15 protein-coding genes are annotated in these 13,256 nt (G+C 67.3%); 7 read left to right on the top strand and 8 right to left on the bottom strand.

Annotated features, from left to right (window positions below):
- Window positions 1-32: 32 nt before the first annotated feature.
- Genes EQ874_RS02580 through EQ874_RS02595 form a run of 4 tightly spaced genes read left to right on the top strand, consistent with a single transcriptional unit; the run spans window position 33 to window position 3,893 of the window.
- Window positions 33-980, top strand: a complete 948-nt coding sequence (locus EQ874_RS02580; protein WP_016931573.1) for an ABC transporter permease — start codon at window positions 33-35, stop codon at window positions 978-980.
- The gene (locus EQ874_RS02585) at window positions 977-1,879 is read left to right on the top strand and encodes an ABC transporter permease (protein ID WP_129975358.1); all 903 of its coding nucleotides are present in this window, start codon (window positions 977-979) and stop codon (window positions 1,877-1,879) included. The genes EQ874_RS02580 and EQ874_RS02585 overlap by 4 nt, the downstream gene beginning before the upstream one ends.
- Window positions 1,876-2,862: an ABC transporter ATP-binding protein gene (locus tag EQ874_RS02590; RefSeq protein WP_064062475.1), complete on the top strand. Its 987-nt coding sequence runs from the start codon at window positions 1,876-1,878 to the stop codon at window positions 2,860-2,862. The genes EQ874_RS02585 and EQ874_RS02590 overlap by 4 nt, the downstream gene beginning before the upstream one ends.
- Window positions 2,859-3,893 carry an oligopeptide/dipeptide ABC transporter ATP-binding protein gene (locus tag EQ874_RS02595; RefSeq protein WP_129975360.1) on the top strand — a complete coding sequence of 345 codons (1,035 nt, stop codon included), beginning with the start codon at window positions 2,859-2,861 and terminating at the stop codon, window positions 3,891-3,893. The genes EQ874_RS02590 and EQ874_RS02595 overlap by 4 nt, the downstream gene beginning before the upstream one ends.
- Here the strand turns inward: EQ874_RS02595 and EQ874_RS02600 are convergent.
- From EQ874_RS02600 to EQ874_RS02625, 6 genes are all read right to left on the bottom strand, one after another.
- Window positions 3,855-4,685 carry an SDR family NAD(P)-dependent oxidoreductase gene (locus tag EQ874_RS02600; RefSeq protein WP_129975362.1) on the bottom strand — a complete coding sequence of 277 codons (831 nt, stop codon included), beginning with the start codon at window positions 4,683-4,685 and terminating at the stop codon, window positions 3,855-3,857. The two genes, EQ874_RS02595 and EQ874_RS02600, sit on opposite strands and share 39 nt — an antisense overlap.
- Window positions 4,685-5,167, bottom strand: coding sequence for a nuclear transport factor 2 family protein (locus EQ874_RS02605; RefSeq protein WP_064062478.1), 483 nt, complete (start codon window positions 5,165-5,167; stop codon window positions 4,685-4,687). Before EQ874_RS02605 ends, EQ874_RS02600 begins: the two co-directional genes overlap by 1 nt.
- Window positions 5,168-5,267: 100 nt before the next feature.
- Window positions 5,268-5,888, bottom strand: coding sequence for an LON peptidase substrate-binding domain-containing protein (locus EQ874_RS02610; protein ID WP_064062479.1), 621 nt, complete (start codon window positions 5,886-5,888; stop codon window positions 5,268-5,270).
- Complete coding sequence (locus EQ874_RS02615) at window positions 5,888-6,361, bottom strand: DUF309 domain-containing protein (RefSeq protein ID WP_064062480.1); 474 nt, start codon at window positions 6,359-6,361, stop codon at window positions 5,888-5,890. The genes EQ874_RS02610 and EQ874_RS02615 overlap by 1 nt, the downstream gene beginning before the upstream one ends.
- A gap of 49 nt (window positions 6,362-6,410) precedes the next feature.
- Entirely contained in the window at window positions 6,411-7,145 is a 735-nt protein-coding gene (locus EQ874_RS02620; protein ID WP_129975364.1) for an ESX secretion-associated protein EspG, read from the bottom strand.
- A 4-nt stretch (window positions 7,146-7,149) separates the two neighbouring features.
- Window positions 7,150-8,427, bottom strand: coding sequence for a hypothetical protein (locus tag EQ874_RS02625; RefSeq protein WP_129975366.1), 1,278 nt, complete (start codon window positions 8,425-8,427; stop codon window positions 7,150-7,152).
- Window positions 8,428-8,946: 519 nt separating this feature from the next.
- Between EQ874_RS02625 and EQ874_RS02635 the strand changes: the two genes are divergently transcribed.
- From EQ874_RS02635 to EQ874_RS02645, 3 genes are all read left to right on the top strand, one after another.
- Window positions 8,947-9,708 (top strand): 3-oxoacyl-ACP reductase family protein, encoded by a 762-nt coding sequence (locus EQ874_RS02635; RefSeq protein ID WP_129975367.1) that lies wholly within the window; start codon window positions 8,947-8,949, stop codon window positions 9,706-9,708.
- Between the two features lie 30 nt (window positions 9,709-9,738).
- On the top strand, window positions 9,739-10,497 hold the full coding sequence (gene fabG / locus EQ874_RS02640) for a 3-oxoacyl-ACP reductase FabG (RefSeq protein ID WP_016931584.1): 759 nt from the start codon (window positions 9,739-9,741) through the stop codon (window positions 10,495-10,497).
- Between the two features lie 108 nt (window positions 10,498-10,605).
- On the top strand, window positions 10,606-10,818 hold the full coding sequence (locus EQ874_RS02645) for a DUF4287 domain-containing protein (protein WP_129975369.1): 213 nt from the start codon (window positions 10,606-10,608) through the stop codon (window positions 10,816-10,818).
- Between the two features lie 13 nt (window positions 10,819-10,831).
- Here EQ874_RS02645 and EQ874_RS02650 read toward each other — a convergent pair whose 3' ends face one another.
- The gene (locus EQ874_RS02650; protein WP_129975371.1) at window positions 10,832-11,944 is read right to left on the bottom strand and encodes a CoA transferase; all 1,113 of its coding nucleotides are present in this window, start codon (window positions 11,942-11,944) and stop codon (window positions 10,832-10,834) included.
- Window positions 11,941-13,128, bottom strand: a complete 1,188-nt coding sequence (locus EQ874_RS02655) for an acyl-CoA dehydrogenase family protein (RefSeq protein ID WP_129975373.1) — start codon at window positions 13,126-13,128, stop codon at window positions 11,941-11,943. Before EQ874_RS02655 ends, EQ874_RS02650 begins: the two co-directional genes overlap by 4 nt.
- Window positions 13,129-13,256 lie beyond the last annotated feature (128 nt).

Genomic DNA, 13,256 nt, shown 5'->3' on the forward strand with positions numbered 1-13,256 from the left:
TCACGGATCCGTGAAACCACAGGGAGTGCAGAATGTTTCGGATTATCGGTCAGCGCCTGCTGGCGATCGTCCCACTGTTGATGATCGCCACCGCCATCACATTCGGTCTGATCTTCCTGATCCCCGGCGATCCGGCACACCGGATCGCCGGGGAGTCGGCGACGCCTCAGCAGATCGAGGCGGTCCGCGAGGAACTCGGCCTCGACCAGCCGGTCCTCGTGCAGTACTTCGATTTCCTGTTCGGAGTCGTTCGCGGCGACCTCGGTACGAGCTTCACCTATCAGGCGCCCGTGCTGGACATGATCGTCGACCGCCTGCCGGTGACGTTCTCGCTGGCGATGGTGGCCGTGGTCGTGGCGCTGCTCGTCGGGATCCCGGCCGGCATCGTCGGGGGCAGCCGGCCCGGTAGCTGGCAGGATCGTGCCACCGGCGTGGGATCGACGCTCGGAGTCGCCACGCCGAACTTCGTCCTGGGTCTGCTCCTCGTGCTCGTCTTCTCGCTGACCCTGCGCGTCCTGCCGGCCACCGGCTACACCCCCCTCGCCAAGGGAGTGTGGCCGTGGCTCAGTCACCTGCTGCTGCCTGCCGTCGCACTGGGACTGGCCGCGGCGGCCGAGATCGCCCGCCAGTTGCGCGGCTCCATGATCGAGGTGATGCAGCAGGACTACGTCCGCACCGCCACCGCCAAGGGCCTGAGCCGGCGCAGCGTCCTGTGGAAGCATGCCCTGAAGAACGCCTTCATCCCGACGGCAACGGTCCTGGGCATGCAGATCGCCTTCCTGCTCGGTGGCACGGCCGTCATCGAATCCGTCTTCGGACTGAAAGGCCTCGGAGATTTCGCGGTGCAGGCGGTGCTCTCCGGCGACCTGCCCGCCATCCAGGGAGTCGTGATCTTCGGCGTCTTCGCCACCGTGATCATGAGCCTGCTCGTCGACATCTCCTACGGCTACCTCAATCCGAGAACAAGGAGCGCCGCATGAGCGACCTCACCGTCTCCACGCCGGTGGAGAACACGACCGTGGCCACCGGCGAATCTCCACGCCGCAGATTCCTGCGGCGGTTCCGGAATCGTCCCGGAGCCGTCGTGGCGGCCGTCTTCCTCCTGCTGATCGCCGTCCTCGGATTGCTCGCCCCGCTGATCGCACCGTACGACCCGATCGTCCAGGACCTGACCGCGCGTCGCCTGCCTCCGCTGTCGGACGGATATCTGCTCGGTACGGACAATCTGGGTCGAGACACACTGTCCCGGTTGCTGTACGGTGCGCGCGTCGCGGTCTCCGCCGCGATCATCTCGGTGTCCGTCGGACTGCTCATCGGGGTCGTGCCCGCCCTGATGGCGGGTTTTCTCGGCGGCTGGTGGGACACGATCCTCTCCCGTGTCGCCGATGCCTTCCTGAGCTTCCCGCCGCTGCTGCTGGCGATGGCCATCGTCGGCGTGATGGGTACCAATCTCACCAATGCGATGATCGCGATCGGAATCGTGTTCGGCCCCAGATTCTTCCGCGTGGTACGTGGAGCCGTCATCGGAGTACGCGAGAGCACCTTCATCGAGGCCTCGCGCAGTATCGGAACCCCGACCACACGGATCGTTCGTATGCATGTCCTTCCGCACACGTTGTCTCCGTTGATCGTTCAGATCAGCTTGGCGTGCGGTTTCGCTCTGCTCGCAGAGTCGTCACTCAGCTTCCTGGGATTGGGTGTCCAGCCACCGGAGGCGAGCTGGGGCCGCATGCTCGCGGAGGGGCGTGAAGCATGGAACTACACGGCCTGGCCGGTGGTGATTCCCGCCCTGACGATCATCCTGGCCGTACTGGCCTGCAACACCCTCGGCGACGGAATCCGTGATTCGGTGGGCCGCGAGAACCGGAGCGAACGATGACCGAACCACTGCTGCGCGTCGACGGCCTCGGCGTCGAATTCGCGACCGGTTCCGGCTGGACATCGGTCCTGCAGGACGTCTCCTTCGATGTGGCGGCCGGTGAACTCGTCGGTCTCGTCGGCGAATCCGGCTCGGGGAAATCCGTCACCTGCTCGTCGGTCCTCCGATTGTTGCCGGCGAACCAGTCCCGCACCGTCTCCGGAAACATCCGGTTCCGCGGACGCGACCTGCTGGCGATGCCGGACCGCGAACTCGCCGACGTGCGCGGCAACGACATCGCGATGATCTTCCAGGAACCGATGACGAGCCTGAACCCGGTCTTCACGGTCGGCGACCAGATCTCCGAGGTGGTGCGGCGGCACCGTCGCGTGAACCGGAAGGCCGCGCTGGCGCGCGCCGTCGAGGTACTCGACCTCGTCGGGATTCCGAATGCGGCCCGCCGGGTACGTCAGTACCCGCACGAGTTCTCCGGGGGCATGCGACAGCGGGTCATGATCGCGATGGCGCTCGCGTGCGAACCGTCCCTCCTCATCGCCGACGAGCCCACCACCGCGCTCGACGTCACGATCCAGGCTCAGGTGCTGGACCTGATCCGGGACATGGCCGAGCGGTTCGACATGGGTGTGTTGTTCGTGACCCACGATCTCGGGGTGGTGGCCGACCTGTGCACGGAGGTGGTCGTCATGTACGCCGGGCAGGTGGTCGAGAAGGCCCGCACCGAGGAACTCTTCGCAGCTCCGAAACATCCGTACACCCAAGGCCTGTTGCGGTCGGTTCCGACCATCGACGGTCGCAGCGACCTGCACACCATTCCCGGCTCCCCGCCCGCACCCGGCACGATGCCGGCGGGTTGCCGCTTCGGGCCGCGCTGCGCGCACCATCTCGACGAATGCGACACGGTGATACCGCTTCATGCGCTGGGGAACGAGCGCGTCTCGCGTTGCGCACGGGTGAACGATCTGATGCTGGAGGGAAACCGATGACCGCCGAACTCGTCGACATCGAGACCAGGCAGCCACTGCTGACGGTTCGTGGGCTGCGCGTGGAGTTCCCCGTCGGGGGGCGGATGTCGCGTCGCAAGCAGGTGGTGCGTGCCGTGGACGAGGTCGACTTCGACATCTTCCCCGGCGAGACGTTCGCTCTGGTCGGTGAATCGGGTTCGGGCAAGTCGACGACGGCTCGGGGAATCCTGCGACTCGTCGATGTCGCCGAGGGTTCGGTGGTGCTCGACGGTGTCGACGTGACCGCGCTGGACAGAAGCGAACTGCGCAGCGCGAGACGTCATATGCAGATGGTGTTCCAGGACCCGTATTCGTCGTTGGATCCGTCGCACACCGTCGGGGATGCGATCGCCGAACCCCTGCAGGTGCATACCGATCTCACCGAGGACGAACGCCGGCGCAAGGTCGGCCGGCTGCTCGAACAGGTCGGATTGCGCGCCGAGCACGCCGACCGGTATCCGTACGAGTTCTCCGGTGGGCAACGTCAGCGCATCGCGATCGCGCGGGCCATCGCGGTGGAACCGAAACTGGTGGTCGCGGACGAGGCCGTCAGCGCACTCGATGTCTCGACGCAGAACCAGGTCATCGCTCTGCTCGAGCAGCTTTCCGCGGAGCTGGGCATCGCCTACCTGTTCATTGCGCACGATCTGGCGGTGGTGCGTCACATCGCCCACACCACGGCCGTGATGTATCTGGGACGGATCGTCGAGTGGGGACCGACGGAGCGCCTGTTCACCGAACCGGCCCATCCCTACACGCAGGCTCTGCTGTCCGCGGTCCCCGTTCCGGATCCGGCGCGCCAGCGCCGCCGCGAACGCATCCGTCTGGACGGGGAGCTGCCCGATCCGGCGAACCCGCCGACCGGTTGCGCGTTCAGCACTCGCTGCCCGCTGGTCATGCCGGTGTGCCGGGAGGTGCGACCTGCGGTCACCGAAGTGGTAGGTGGCGGCCGGGTGGCCTGCCACCTGCACACATCAGAACAGCGGCCCGCCCCCGAAGATCTCCCGGTGTGAAGCGGGTTGGTTGCCTCCGACATCGACGATGCCGTAATCGAGGGCGGCCTCGGCGGTGACGAGGGTGCGGCCGCTGCGTGCGTTCACCTCGGGATCGGTTGCGAGAGCGACGATCACCCGCCCGATGAACTCGGGAGTTTCGGCATCGGCCAACGAGAAGCCCTCGAAGTTGTCGATGCCACGGGCGAGCATGGCTTCGTTCTTCACCAGGCCCGGCCACAGCGACAGGGTGGTGACCCCCGTTCCGCGGAGTTCGACGGCCATGTCGGCGGCCATCTTGTCCAGGCCGGCCTTCGACATGCCGTAGAGCACCGAGTGCAGATAACCGCGCGTACCGAACGACGAGATGTTGACGATCATCCCGTCGCCGCGCGGCACCATCAGCTGTGTGGCTTCGACGGACGCCACATAGTGTGCGCGGAGCCCGACGTCGATCAGGCTGTCCCAGTCGCTGATCGGACGCTTCCAGAACGGTTCGGAGAACCCCGCGAAGCCCGGCGGTGACGCCCACACGTTGTTGACGAGCAGATCGAGCCGGGAGTCCTGTTCGTCGGCGATCCGGCGGAACAGGTCGTGGATCTGCGCGTCGTCGCGGTGATCGCACTGCACCGCGATGCCTCGGCCGCCGCGGGCGGTGATCTCCGCCGCGGTGTGGTCGAGCGGACCGTCGACGTCGACCGGGCCACGGGCGGTGACGTAGACGGTCCAACCGTCGGAACCGAGAGCGCACGCGATGCCCTTGCCGACACTGCGACTCGCGCCGGTGATCAGCGCCACCTTTGCTTCTGCCATCACTGCACCACTTCCACGTCGTCGGTGAGGGCCCGCTGGATCGACCACAGGACCTTCACGTGGCAGCGGGAGATCTTCCATGTGCCGTTCTCGACCACGTAGTCGTCGTCGTAGTCGAGCGCGGTGACCCGTTCGGTGCGGGCGCGCAGATCCACTTGCCGGAACCGCAGCGTCCAGGCGCCGGTGGCGGTACCGGGTCCGGTGAGGTGGATGCTCGGATGCATGCCGTGATGCATGTCGAGCACGACGTAACGGTCGTCGAGCCGTTCGAGGGCGATGCGTGAGTAGATGTCGATCAGGGCGTCGGCGTCGTCGAAGCTGCCCAGCGCGGGTCCGTAGTAGATGTCGGCGCGCCCTGCGACGAAGCATCCGCGCATCGCTTCCGGGTCCTTGGCGTCGCACGCCCGGAAGTAGCGATGCTTGAGCATCCTGATCTCTTCGAGGGCTTCGAGCCGGGCCAGCCTTTGCTCGACGGTATCCATCGGTGTGCCTTCCGGTCGGGAACGAGCAGTGCCACGGACCCTAGCCCGCAACCGGGTGGTCACAGGAGGCGTGTTCCCGTTGACCGGACGGCCTGATATCTCAGCCCTTCAGCTTCCATTCCGCGAGATCGACTGCGGTGGATATCGCTTCGAGCAGCACCGCCATGCGTTCGGCCGGACCGGGTGCGGCGAGCACTGCATAACGGTCCGCTTCCCCCATCGGCACGTACCGGGCGAGGGCGAACAGTCGCGCGCCGGGATCGTCCGGCAGCTCGGTGGTGGCGGGAGGTAGCGGGGCCCGGCCGTCGGTGAGGCGATCGAGTACCCCGTACAGCCGGCCCATCGGTCCGGTGATCGCGGCGAAATCCACCGGCCCCGAATCGGTGTCGGGCCAGGGCTCCACCTCCGCGCGCGGGTAGGGATCGTCGGGAAGCCATCGGGTGACGCGAATGCGTTCCTCTGCAATGCATTCGAGTTCACGACGACCTGCACCGACCTCGTCGTCGACCACGATCCGTGCGACGGTACCGACATCGTGTCGCTGCTCGCCTCCGCCCACCTCGTGTCCCCGGGCGATGAGAACGACACCGAAGCGAGGGCCGTCCGGCGAGGCCGCGCAGTCCTGGACGAGTTGCAGATATCTCGGTTCGAAGATGCGTAGCGGCAGGTCGGATCCGGGAAGCAGCGCGGTGCCGAGCGGGAACATGGGAAGTATCGGCATCAGGGCATCCTCAGGCGCGGGGTCGGGGGAGCGGGAACGGTTTCGTCGCGAGCGATCTCGGTGAGCAGATGATCGGCCCAGCTCGAGAGACCGTCGATGTCGAGCCGGTACGGCGGTTCGTCCTCGTAGTGCCGCACCCGGGCCTGCCCCTGCTTCAACAGTGACGCGGCCCCCGTCGGGTTGCCCCGGAGCAGATGGGTCAAACCGACGGCGAGCTGGGCGAGACCCTGCCAGAGGGGACGTTCTTCGGGCGGCGCCTTCTTCCACATCGCCTCGAAGACCTCGTGCGCGTGGAAAGGGAAACCGTGATCGAGGAGACGCTGACCTTCGGCGATGGTCTCCTCGACATCGAGGTCGATATCGTCGGGAATGCGTTCGACGCCTTCTTCGCCCGGCGGCAGCGGGCGCCCCAGGGCGTCGCGCGGACGCGCGTTCTGCGGCCTGCCGTCGGGTGTGCGGTCCCGGTCCGTCATGTCGCCAGCCTAGACGACAGGCCTGTTCGGTGAGGGGTCCGAACGACGCTCAGTACGGCCGGAGGACGCCGTTCCGACCTTCGGGGGACAGCCTGGACAGTTGCGTCGACAGTTCCCGGACGAATGCGTCGACGGTGCCCGGGGCGACACGGAGATCGGTACCGGGATGGAAGAGATACCGGCCGTCGTCCACGACGTCGAACCAGCCGATGTCGGCGACGGGTGTGTACCCCGGATGTGCGTACCGCAGGATGCGGATGCTGCCGGTGGCCGAGCGTTCGCGACGCAGCAACCGGCGCAACGACTCTGCGTGCGTGCCACCCGCCGGACGGCGGACTGCTCCGGCTTCGGATGGTTCGAGCACCTCGCGGCTCGGCGCGGTGCATGCCGGTTCGCGGCCCGCGGCCACGACCGGCAGTTCCCCGACGATCGCGCCCGCGAGGTCGGTGGTCGTGGTGATGCGGATATCGCCTGCGACGGGAGTCTGACGGGCGAGGACGGCCTGCTCGCCGGTCGCGGCGGCGCGGACGAAGACCTCGCACGCCGGATCCGTCGAACGGCCGTAGACCTCCACCGCAATCCGGCCGGTCAGCAGGATGCGCATCGCGTCGTCGAGGGCAGGGTCGGGTGTCTCGTTCCGCCACGCCCGGGCGGCCCGCAGGTTCGCGGCGTGCTCGTCCTCCCACATGACCGAGGTTCGGTAGCGCAGCGGGAAGGGGAAATCGTCGCCGCCCGCGGCGGTCCAGGAGGCCAGGAATCGGTCGGGTGTGAGGTGCCGGTTCACAGCCTCAGGCCCCCAGAACCGGCGGGGCGGTGTCGGGCAACGACCCGATCAGTTCGTTCCCGTTGTCGCTGGTGACGAGATAACTCGCCACGCGTTTGTCCTGCTCGTCGCCGCGGGACGAGGCGGGCGGGACCATTCCCGGCATCATCCCGAACGGGCGAGCGCCTGCGCCGCGAGTCGCGGCAGCAGCGGGTCGACCGGCCACACCGCCGGTGGGCGCGGCTCCCGCGACGAGCGGGGAGGGACCGGCCGCAGGTGACGCCCCGCCGGCCGAGCCGCCACCCGGTAGACCACCCCCGACACCTCCACCCGTCCCGGCGGACGGAGAACCGTACGAGTGACCTGTCGGGTTTCCCGGGGCGCCGGTCGCAGTGGGGGAGGCGGCCGCAGGAGTGGTCGCCGCAGGATCGTTCGAACCTGCTCCACCGGCGGAATCGGAGTTGTTCGCGCGTGCGCCCGGGTCTTCTCCGAGAGTCTCCGCGGGCGTACGGTTCTCCGCCTCCGCGGGTGTCGGCCCGTCCGGACCTCCTCCGTTCCTACTCGGGATCCCCGCCGTGCCACCCTCCGCCTGGGTGCCGCCGATCGCCGACGTGCCGTAGCTCTGAGGAACGAAGCCCTCGGTTGCTCGACTCGTGGTGGCGGCATACGGCGAGGGCAGTACCGGGACCGCCGAGCCGGAATCGCGGTAGTACGGCTTGTAGAGCGCCTCCATCACCCGCACGGCCTGGGCGCGAGCGGCCTCCTCCTGCCGGGCCGCGGCGGCACCCGCGACGGGATCGAGCGCGTACAGGAGCGACGACGTGTTCGCCGAGGGCGGGGGGACGGACGATCGCACCCGCTCACCGACGTCGGCGGCGATGCGGAGCTTCTCGGACGTCGCGCGTGCGGCATCGGACAGTTGCTGTGCGGATTCGCCGAATCGCACGGTCGCGTCCATGGCAGCGTCGGCCGCCGCACCCTCCCAGTGCTGGGAGACGAGCTTTCGGATCATCAGCGTGCCCCACGCGACCGTGAGACTGAAACCCTTTCCGAGCTCGGCCCATTCGGTGGCCAGGGTGGTCATCGCGACGGGGTTGATGCTCTGGGACAACCGGTGGATGTCGGCGTGCTCCATGCCGTGGAAGTTCTCGAACGCCGCGATGTACTCGGGATCGACGCCCACGTCGATGCGTGCGGCCAGTGTGTCGTAATTGGACTGCCGGCGGGCGACGGAATCGGGGGCCGGGGCGTCGACCCCGAGCGACACCGACAGTCGGTCGACGACGTTGTCATTGATGGACATGGACGACAGCTCCCCTCAGATGCTCTCGCGTCTCGAGGAGCCGACGGCGGCGCGATATCCCCCTGCCCACGTAGATCCCCCCGATCCGATGGTGGCGACGATGCTAACGCACGGCACCCACCAGGCGCAGGGCAAGATCGGCATACGGGGCGCTGATGATCGCAGCGTCGTCGTAACGGCCCGAGGGCCTCGGATCCGCCGACGACATCGTCCCATGCATCGCTCACGAAGGTCTTCCGCTCCTGTCCGGCTGCTGTTGACAAGCCCGCTACGGCATCGCACGATAAGCAAGCGCTTAGAAGTAAGCCAGTGCTTATCGACTTGGTAACGGTGGGTGCGACGCGGAGTCCTCTCCGCGCTGCAGCGTTCGCGGCAGCATAGGATCCGCCGAGGAGAAGAATAGGATCTGGCTCTGAAACGCAGTGTTGTTCAACAAAATTGGATACAGGCTGTTTGGTGGATGAGATGACCGTCGGCTGTACAGTTCCTGTAGGCCCCGTCACAGCGAGGAGATGACGTATGTCCGTGCTCGACCGCTTCCGTCTCGACGGCCGCGTTGCCATCGTCACCGGTGCCTCTTCGGGCCTCGGTGTCGCGTTCGCCCGAGGGCTGGCCGAGGCGGGAGCCGATGTCGTGCTCGCCGCACGCCGGGTCGACCGACTCGAGAAGACCGCCGAGCTGGTCCGCGAAGCCGGACGGCAGGCCGTCACGGTCGAGACCGACATCGCCGATCCCGAACAGGCCCAGCGCATGGTCGATCAGGCCGTCGAACAGCTCGGTCGGGTCGACATCCTCATCAACAATGCGGGGATCGGCACGGCCGTCCCCGCCACCAAGGAGACCCCCGAGCAGTTCCGGCAGGTCATCGACATCAATCTCAACGGATCGTATTGGGCGGCACAGGCCGTCGCCCGGGTGATGCAACCCGGTGGCGCGATCGTCAACATCTCGTCGGTTCTCGGTCTCACCACGGCAGGTCTGCCGCAGGCCGCGTACTCGGCCAGCAAGGCGGGCGTCATCGGCCTCACGCGCGACCTGGCGCAGCAGTGGGGAGCGAGGAAGGGGATCCGCGTCAACGCCATCGCGCCGGGCTTCTTCCGCACCGAGATGACCGACGAGTACCAGCCCGGATACCTCGATTCCATGAAGCAGCGGATCATTCTCGGCCGGACGGGGGATGCCGAGGAGATCGCAGCTACCGCCGTGTGGTTGGCGTCCGACGCCGCCGCTTACGTCACCGGTCAGACCATCGCCGTGGACGGCGGACTCACCATCACCTGACGGCACCACCCATCCCTACGGAGGAACGCTATGAGCACACAACCCCGCACTGCCATCGTCACCGGAGCCGCACGCGGTATCGGCGCAGCCGTCGCGAAGCGTCTCGCCGGCGACGGGTACCGGGTCGCCGTCCTCGACCTCGACGAATCCGCCTGTGAAGACACCGTTTCGGCCATCGAGTCCGCCGGGGGCAAGGCGCTCGCCGTGGGAGCCGACGTCTCCGACGAGAAGTCCGTCGCCGCTGCCGTCGAGAAGGTCGCCACCGAACTCGGCGAACCCACCGTCCTGATCAACAATGCCGGCATCACCCGCGACAACCTGCTGTTCAAGATGACCGTCGACGACTGGGACGCCGTCATGAACGTGCACCTGCGTGGCGCCTTCCTCATGACGCGTGCCGTCCAGAGCTACATGGTCGACGCCAAGTTCGGCCGCATCGTCAACCTCTCGAGCACGTCGGCCCTCGGTAACCGCGGCCAGGTCAACTACTCCGCAGCCAAGGCCGGCATGCAGGGTTTCACCAAGACCCTCGCGATCGAGCTGGGCAAGTTCGGTGTCACCGCCAACGCCATCGCGCCGGGCTTCATCGCCACCGAGATGACCGCCGCGACCGCCGAGCGTCTCGGCGTGTCGTTCGACGACTTCAAGTCGAACGTCGCGGCCGACATCCCGGTCGGCCGCATCGGCGAGGTCGACGACATCGCCCACACCGCATCGTTCCTCGCGTCCGAGGGCGCGGGCTTCGTGTCCGGTCAGGTCATCTACGTGGCCGGTGGCCCGAAGGCCTGATCCACTTCCGTACCTCCGCGGCGCCGCGTCCCATCCGGGACTGCGGCGCCGCGGTCGTTTTCAGCGGATCGGACGGAACTTGTCGGTCGCCCTGGTTAACCTTCCGGCATGAGCGAGAAGGTCAAGGGACCCGAGTCGTATTTCCCGTCGATCGAGCAGAAGTACGGGCGCCCGATCGAGGAGTGGAAGACCATGATCCGCGCGTCGGATCTCGGCAAGCACATGGAGCTGGTGAACTGGCTCAAAGAAGAACACGGCATGGGCCACGGGCACGCCAACGCTCTCGTCGCGCACACTCTGAAGGAACAGAAGTCCGAGTGACGAGAGCGTCCGGCTACGCCAACCGTGGGGGTGCGGTGCGGTAGGTCGCGGGGGTGGCGCTGAGCCGGATCGGGTTGGCGATCTGACGAAGCGGAGCGTCCCGGTCGGGATCGTCGATCGACACCACCGGTGAGAGGCCGAGTCGTTCGGCGAGCGCGACCGCGTCGGCGATGTCGTTGAGCGGACCGCACGGCACCCGTGCTGCGGTCAGAGCGTCGAACCACGCGTCGGCGGTGTCCGTCGACAGCAGTTCGTCGATGATCTTCGTCAGCTCCTCCCGGTTCGCGACGCGGGCGGTGTTCGTGATGAACCGCTCGTCGGTGGCGAGTTCGGGAGCGCCGAGGACCTCGGCCAGCGAAGCGAACTGACGATCGTTGCCGACGGCGAGGACGAACGGCCGGTCGGCGGTGTGGAACACCTCGTAGGGCGCGATGCTCGGATGACGATTGCCCATGGCCTTCGGCACCACACCCGCCGCGACGTAGCCGGACGACTGGTTCGCCAGCGCCGACAGCAGGGACGACAGCAGGTTCACCTCGACCCGCTGTCCTTCCCCGGTGCGGTCGCGATGCCGCAGTGCGGCGAGAATGCCCACCGCAGCGTGCATTCCGGTGATGACGTCGACGACGGCGACACCGACCTTCGTGGGTGTCGCCGGGTCGGGTCCGGTGATGCTCATCAAGCCGCCGACGGCCTGGATGAGCAGGTCGTAACCGGGCAGATCGTTGTGTCCGCCGAAGCCGGTGATCGACGCGTAGACGATGCCGGGGTTGAGTTCCCGGACCTGCTCGTAGCCGAGTCCGAGCCGAGTCATCGTGCCGGGCAGGAAGTTCTCGACGACGACGTCGGCACGGAGCACGAGATCCCGGGCCCGGTGGAGTCCGCCTTCGGTGGTCAGATCGATGGCCACCGACTTCTTGTTGCGGTTGACGCCGAGGAAGTAGGTGGACTCCTCGCCCACCCAGGGCGGACCCCAGTGCCGGGTGTCGTCCCCGAAGCCGGGGCGTTCGATCTTGACGACCTCTGCCCCGAGGTCGGCGAGCAGCATGGTGGCGTACGGGCCGGCGAGCACGCGACCGAAGTCGGCGATCACCAGCCCCTCGAGCGCGCCGGGAACGGCGGTCACCGGAAGGCCGCCTCACCGGTCAGCGCCTTGCCGATGGTCAGCTGGTGGACCTCGGAGGTGCCCTCGTAGGTCAGCACCGATTCGAGATTGTTGGCGTGACGGATGACGGGGTACTCGAGCGTGATGCCGTTGGCGCCGAGGATGGTCCGGCACTCGCGGGCGATGGCGATGGCCTCGCGCACGTTGTTGAGCTTGCCGAGGCTGACCTGCTCCGGGGCGATTTCGCCGCGGTCCTTGATGCGGCCGAGGTGATAGGCGAGCAGGTGGCCCTTGCCGACCTCGAGCGCCATGTCGGCGATCTTGGCCTGGGTGAGCTGGTAGCCGGCGAGCGGCTTGTCGAACACCTCGCGCGACCGGGCGTAGTCGATCGCGGTCTCCAGGCAATCGCGGGCCGCGCCGATCGCACCGAAGACGATGCCGAAGCGGGCCTCGCCGAGCGAGGTGAGTGGTCCGCGCAGCCCCTCGGCCTTCGGCATCATCGCCGAGACGGGCAGACGCACGTCGTCGAGGACGAGCTCCGAGGTGACCGAGGCGCGCAGCGACAGCTTGGCGTGGATCTCCGGTGCGGAGAAGCCGGGGGTATCGGTGGGGACGACGAAGCCGCGGATACCCTTGGCGCCTTCTTCGAGGTCGGTCTGTGCCCAGACGACGGCGACGTCGGCGATCGAGCCGTTGGTGATCCACATCTTGGTGCCGTTGAGGATCCAGTCGTCACCGTCGCGCTTGGCGTTGGTGCGCATCCCGGCAGGGTTGGAGCCGAAGTCGGGTTCGGTCAGACCGAAGCAGCCGATGGCCTCGCCGGCGGCCATGCGAGGGAGCCATTCCTGCTTCTGCTCCTCGCTGCCCCAGTGGTGGATGGAGAACATCGCCAGCGAGCCCTGCACGGAGACGAGGCTGCGGATGCCGGAGTCGACGGCCTCGAGCTCGAGGCAGGCCAGGCCGTAAGCGGTGGCGCTCATGCCGGCGCAACCGTAACCGTCGAGGTGCATGCCCAGCACGCCCAGCTGCCCGAGCTCCTTGGCGAGTTCGCGGGCCGGGAGCTTCGCTTCCTCGAACCACTGGGCCACGTGAGGGCGGATGCGCTCGTTGCCGAACTTGCGGACGGTGTCGCGGATGTCGATCTCCTCCTGCTCGAGGAGGGAGTCGAGGGCGAAGAGCTGGGGCAGCGACTGAACGTGGGACATGGCTTTCTCCGGTGGTCGAGGAAACGTTTGTCAGAACGATTGCGAGAACGTTTGCACGAACGATTGCATGGCATACGCTAAGGGCATGTTCCGGGCTCGTCAACCCGGAAAGCGAACTCGATGTGAAA

It is taken from the genome of Rhodococcus sp. Q1, from assembly GCF_004153645.1.
Lineage (GTDB): Bacteria > Actinomycetota > Actinomycetes > Mycobacteriales > Mycobacteriaceae > Rhodococcus > Rhodococcus gordoniae.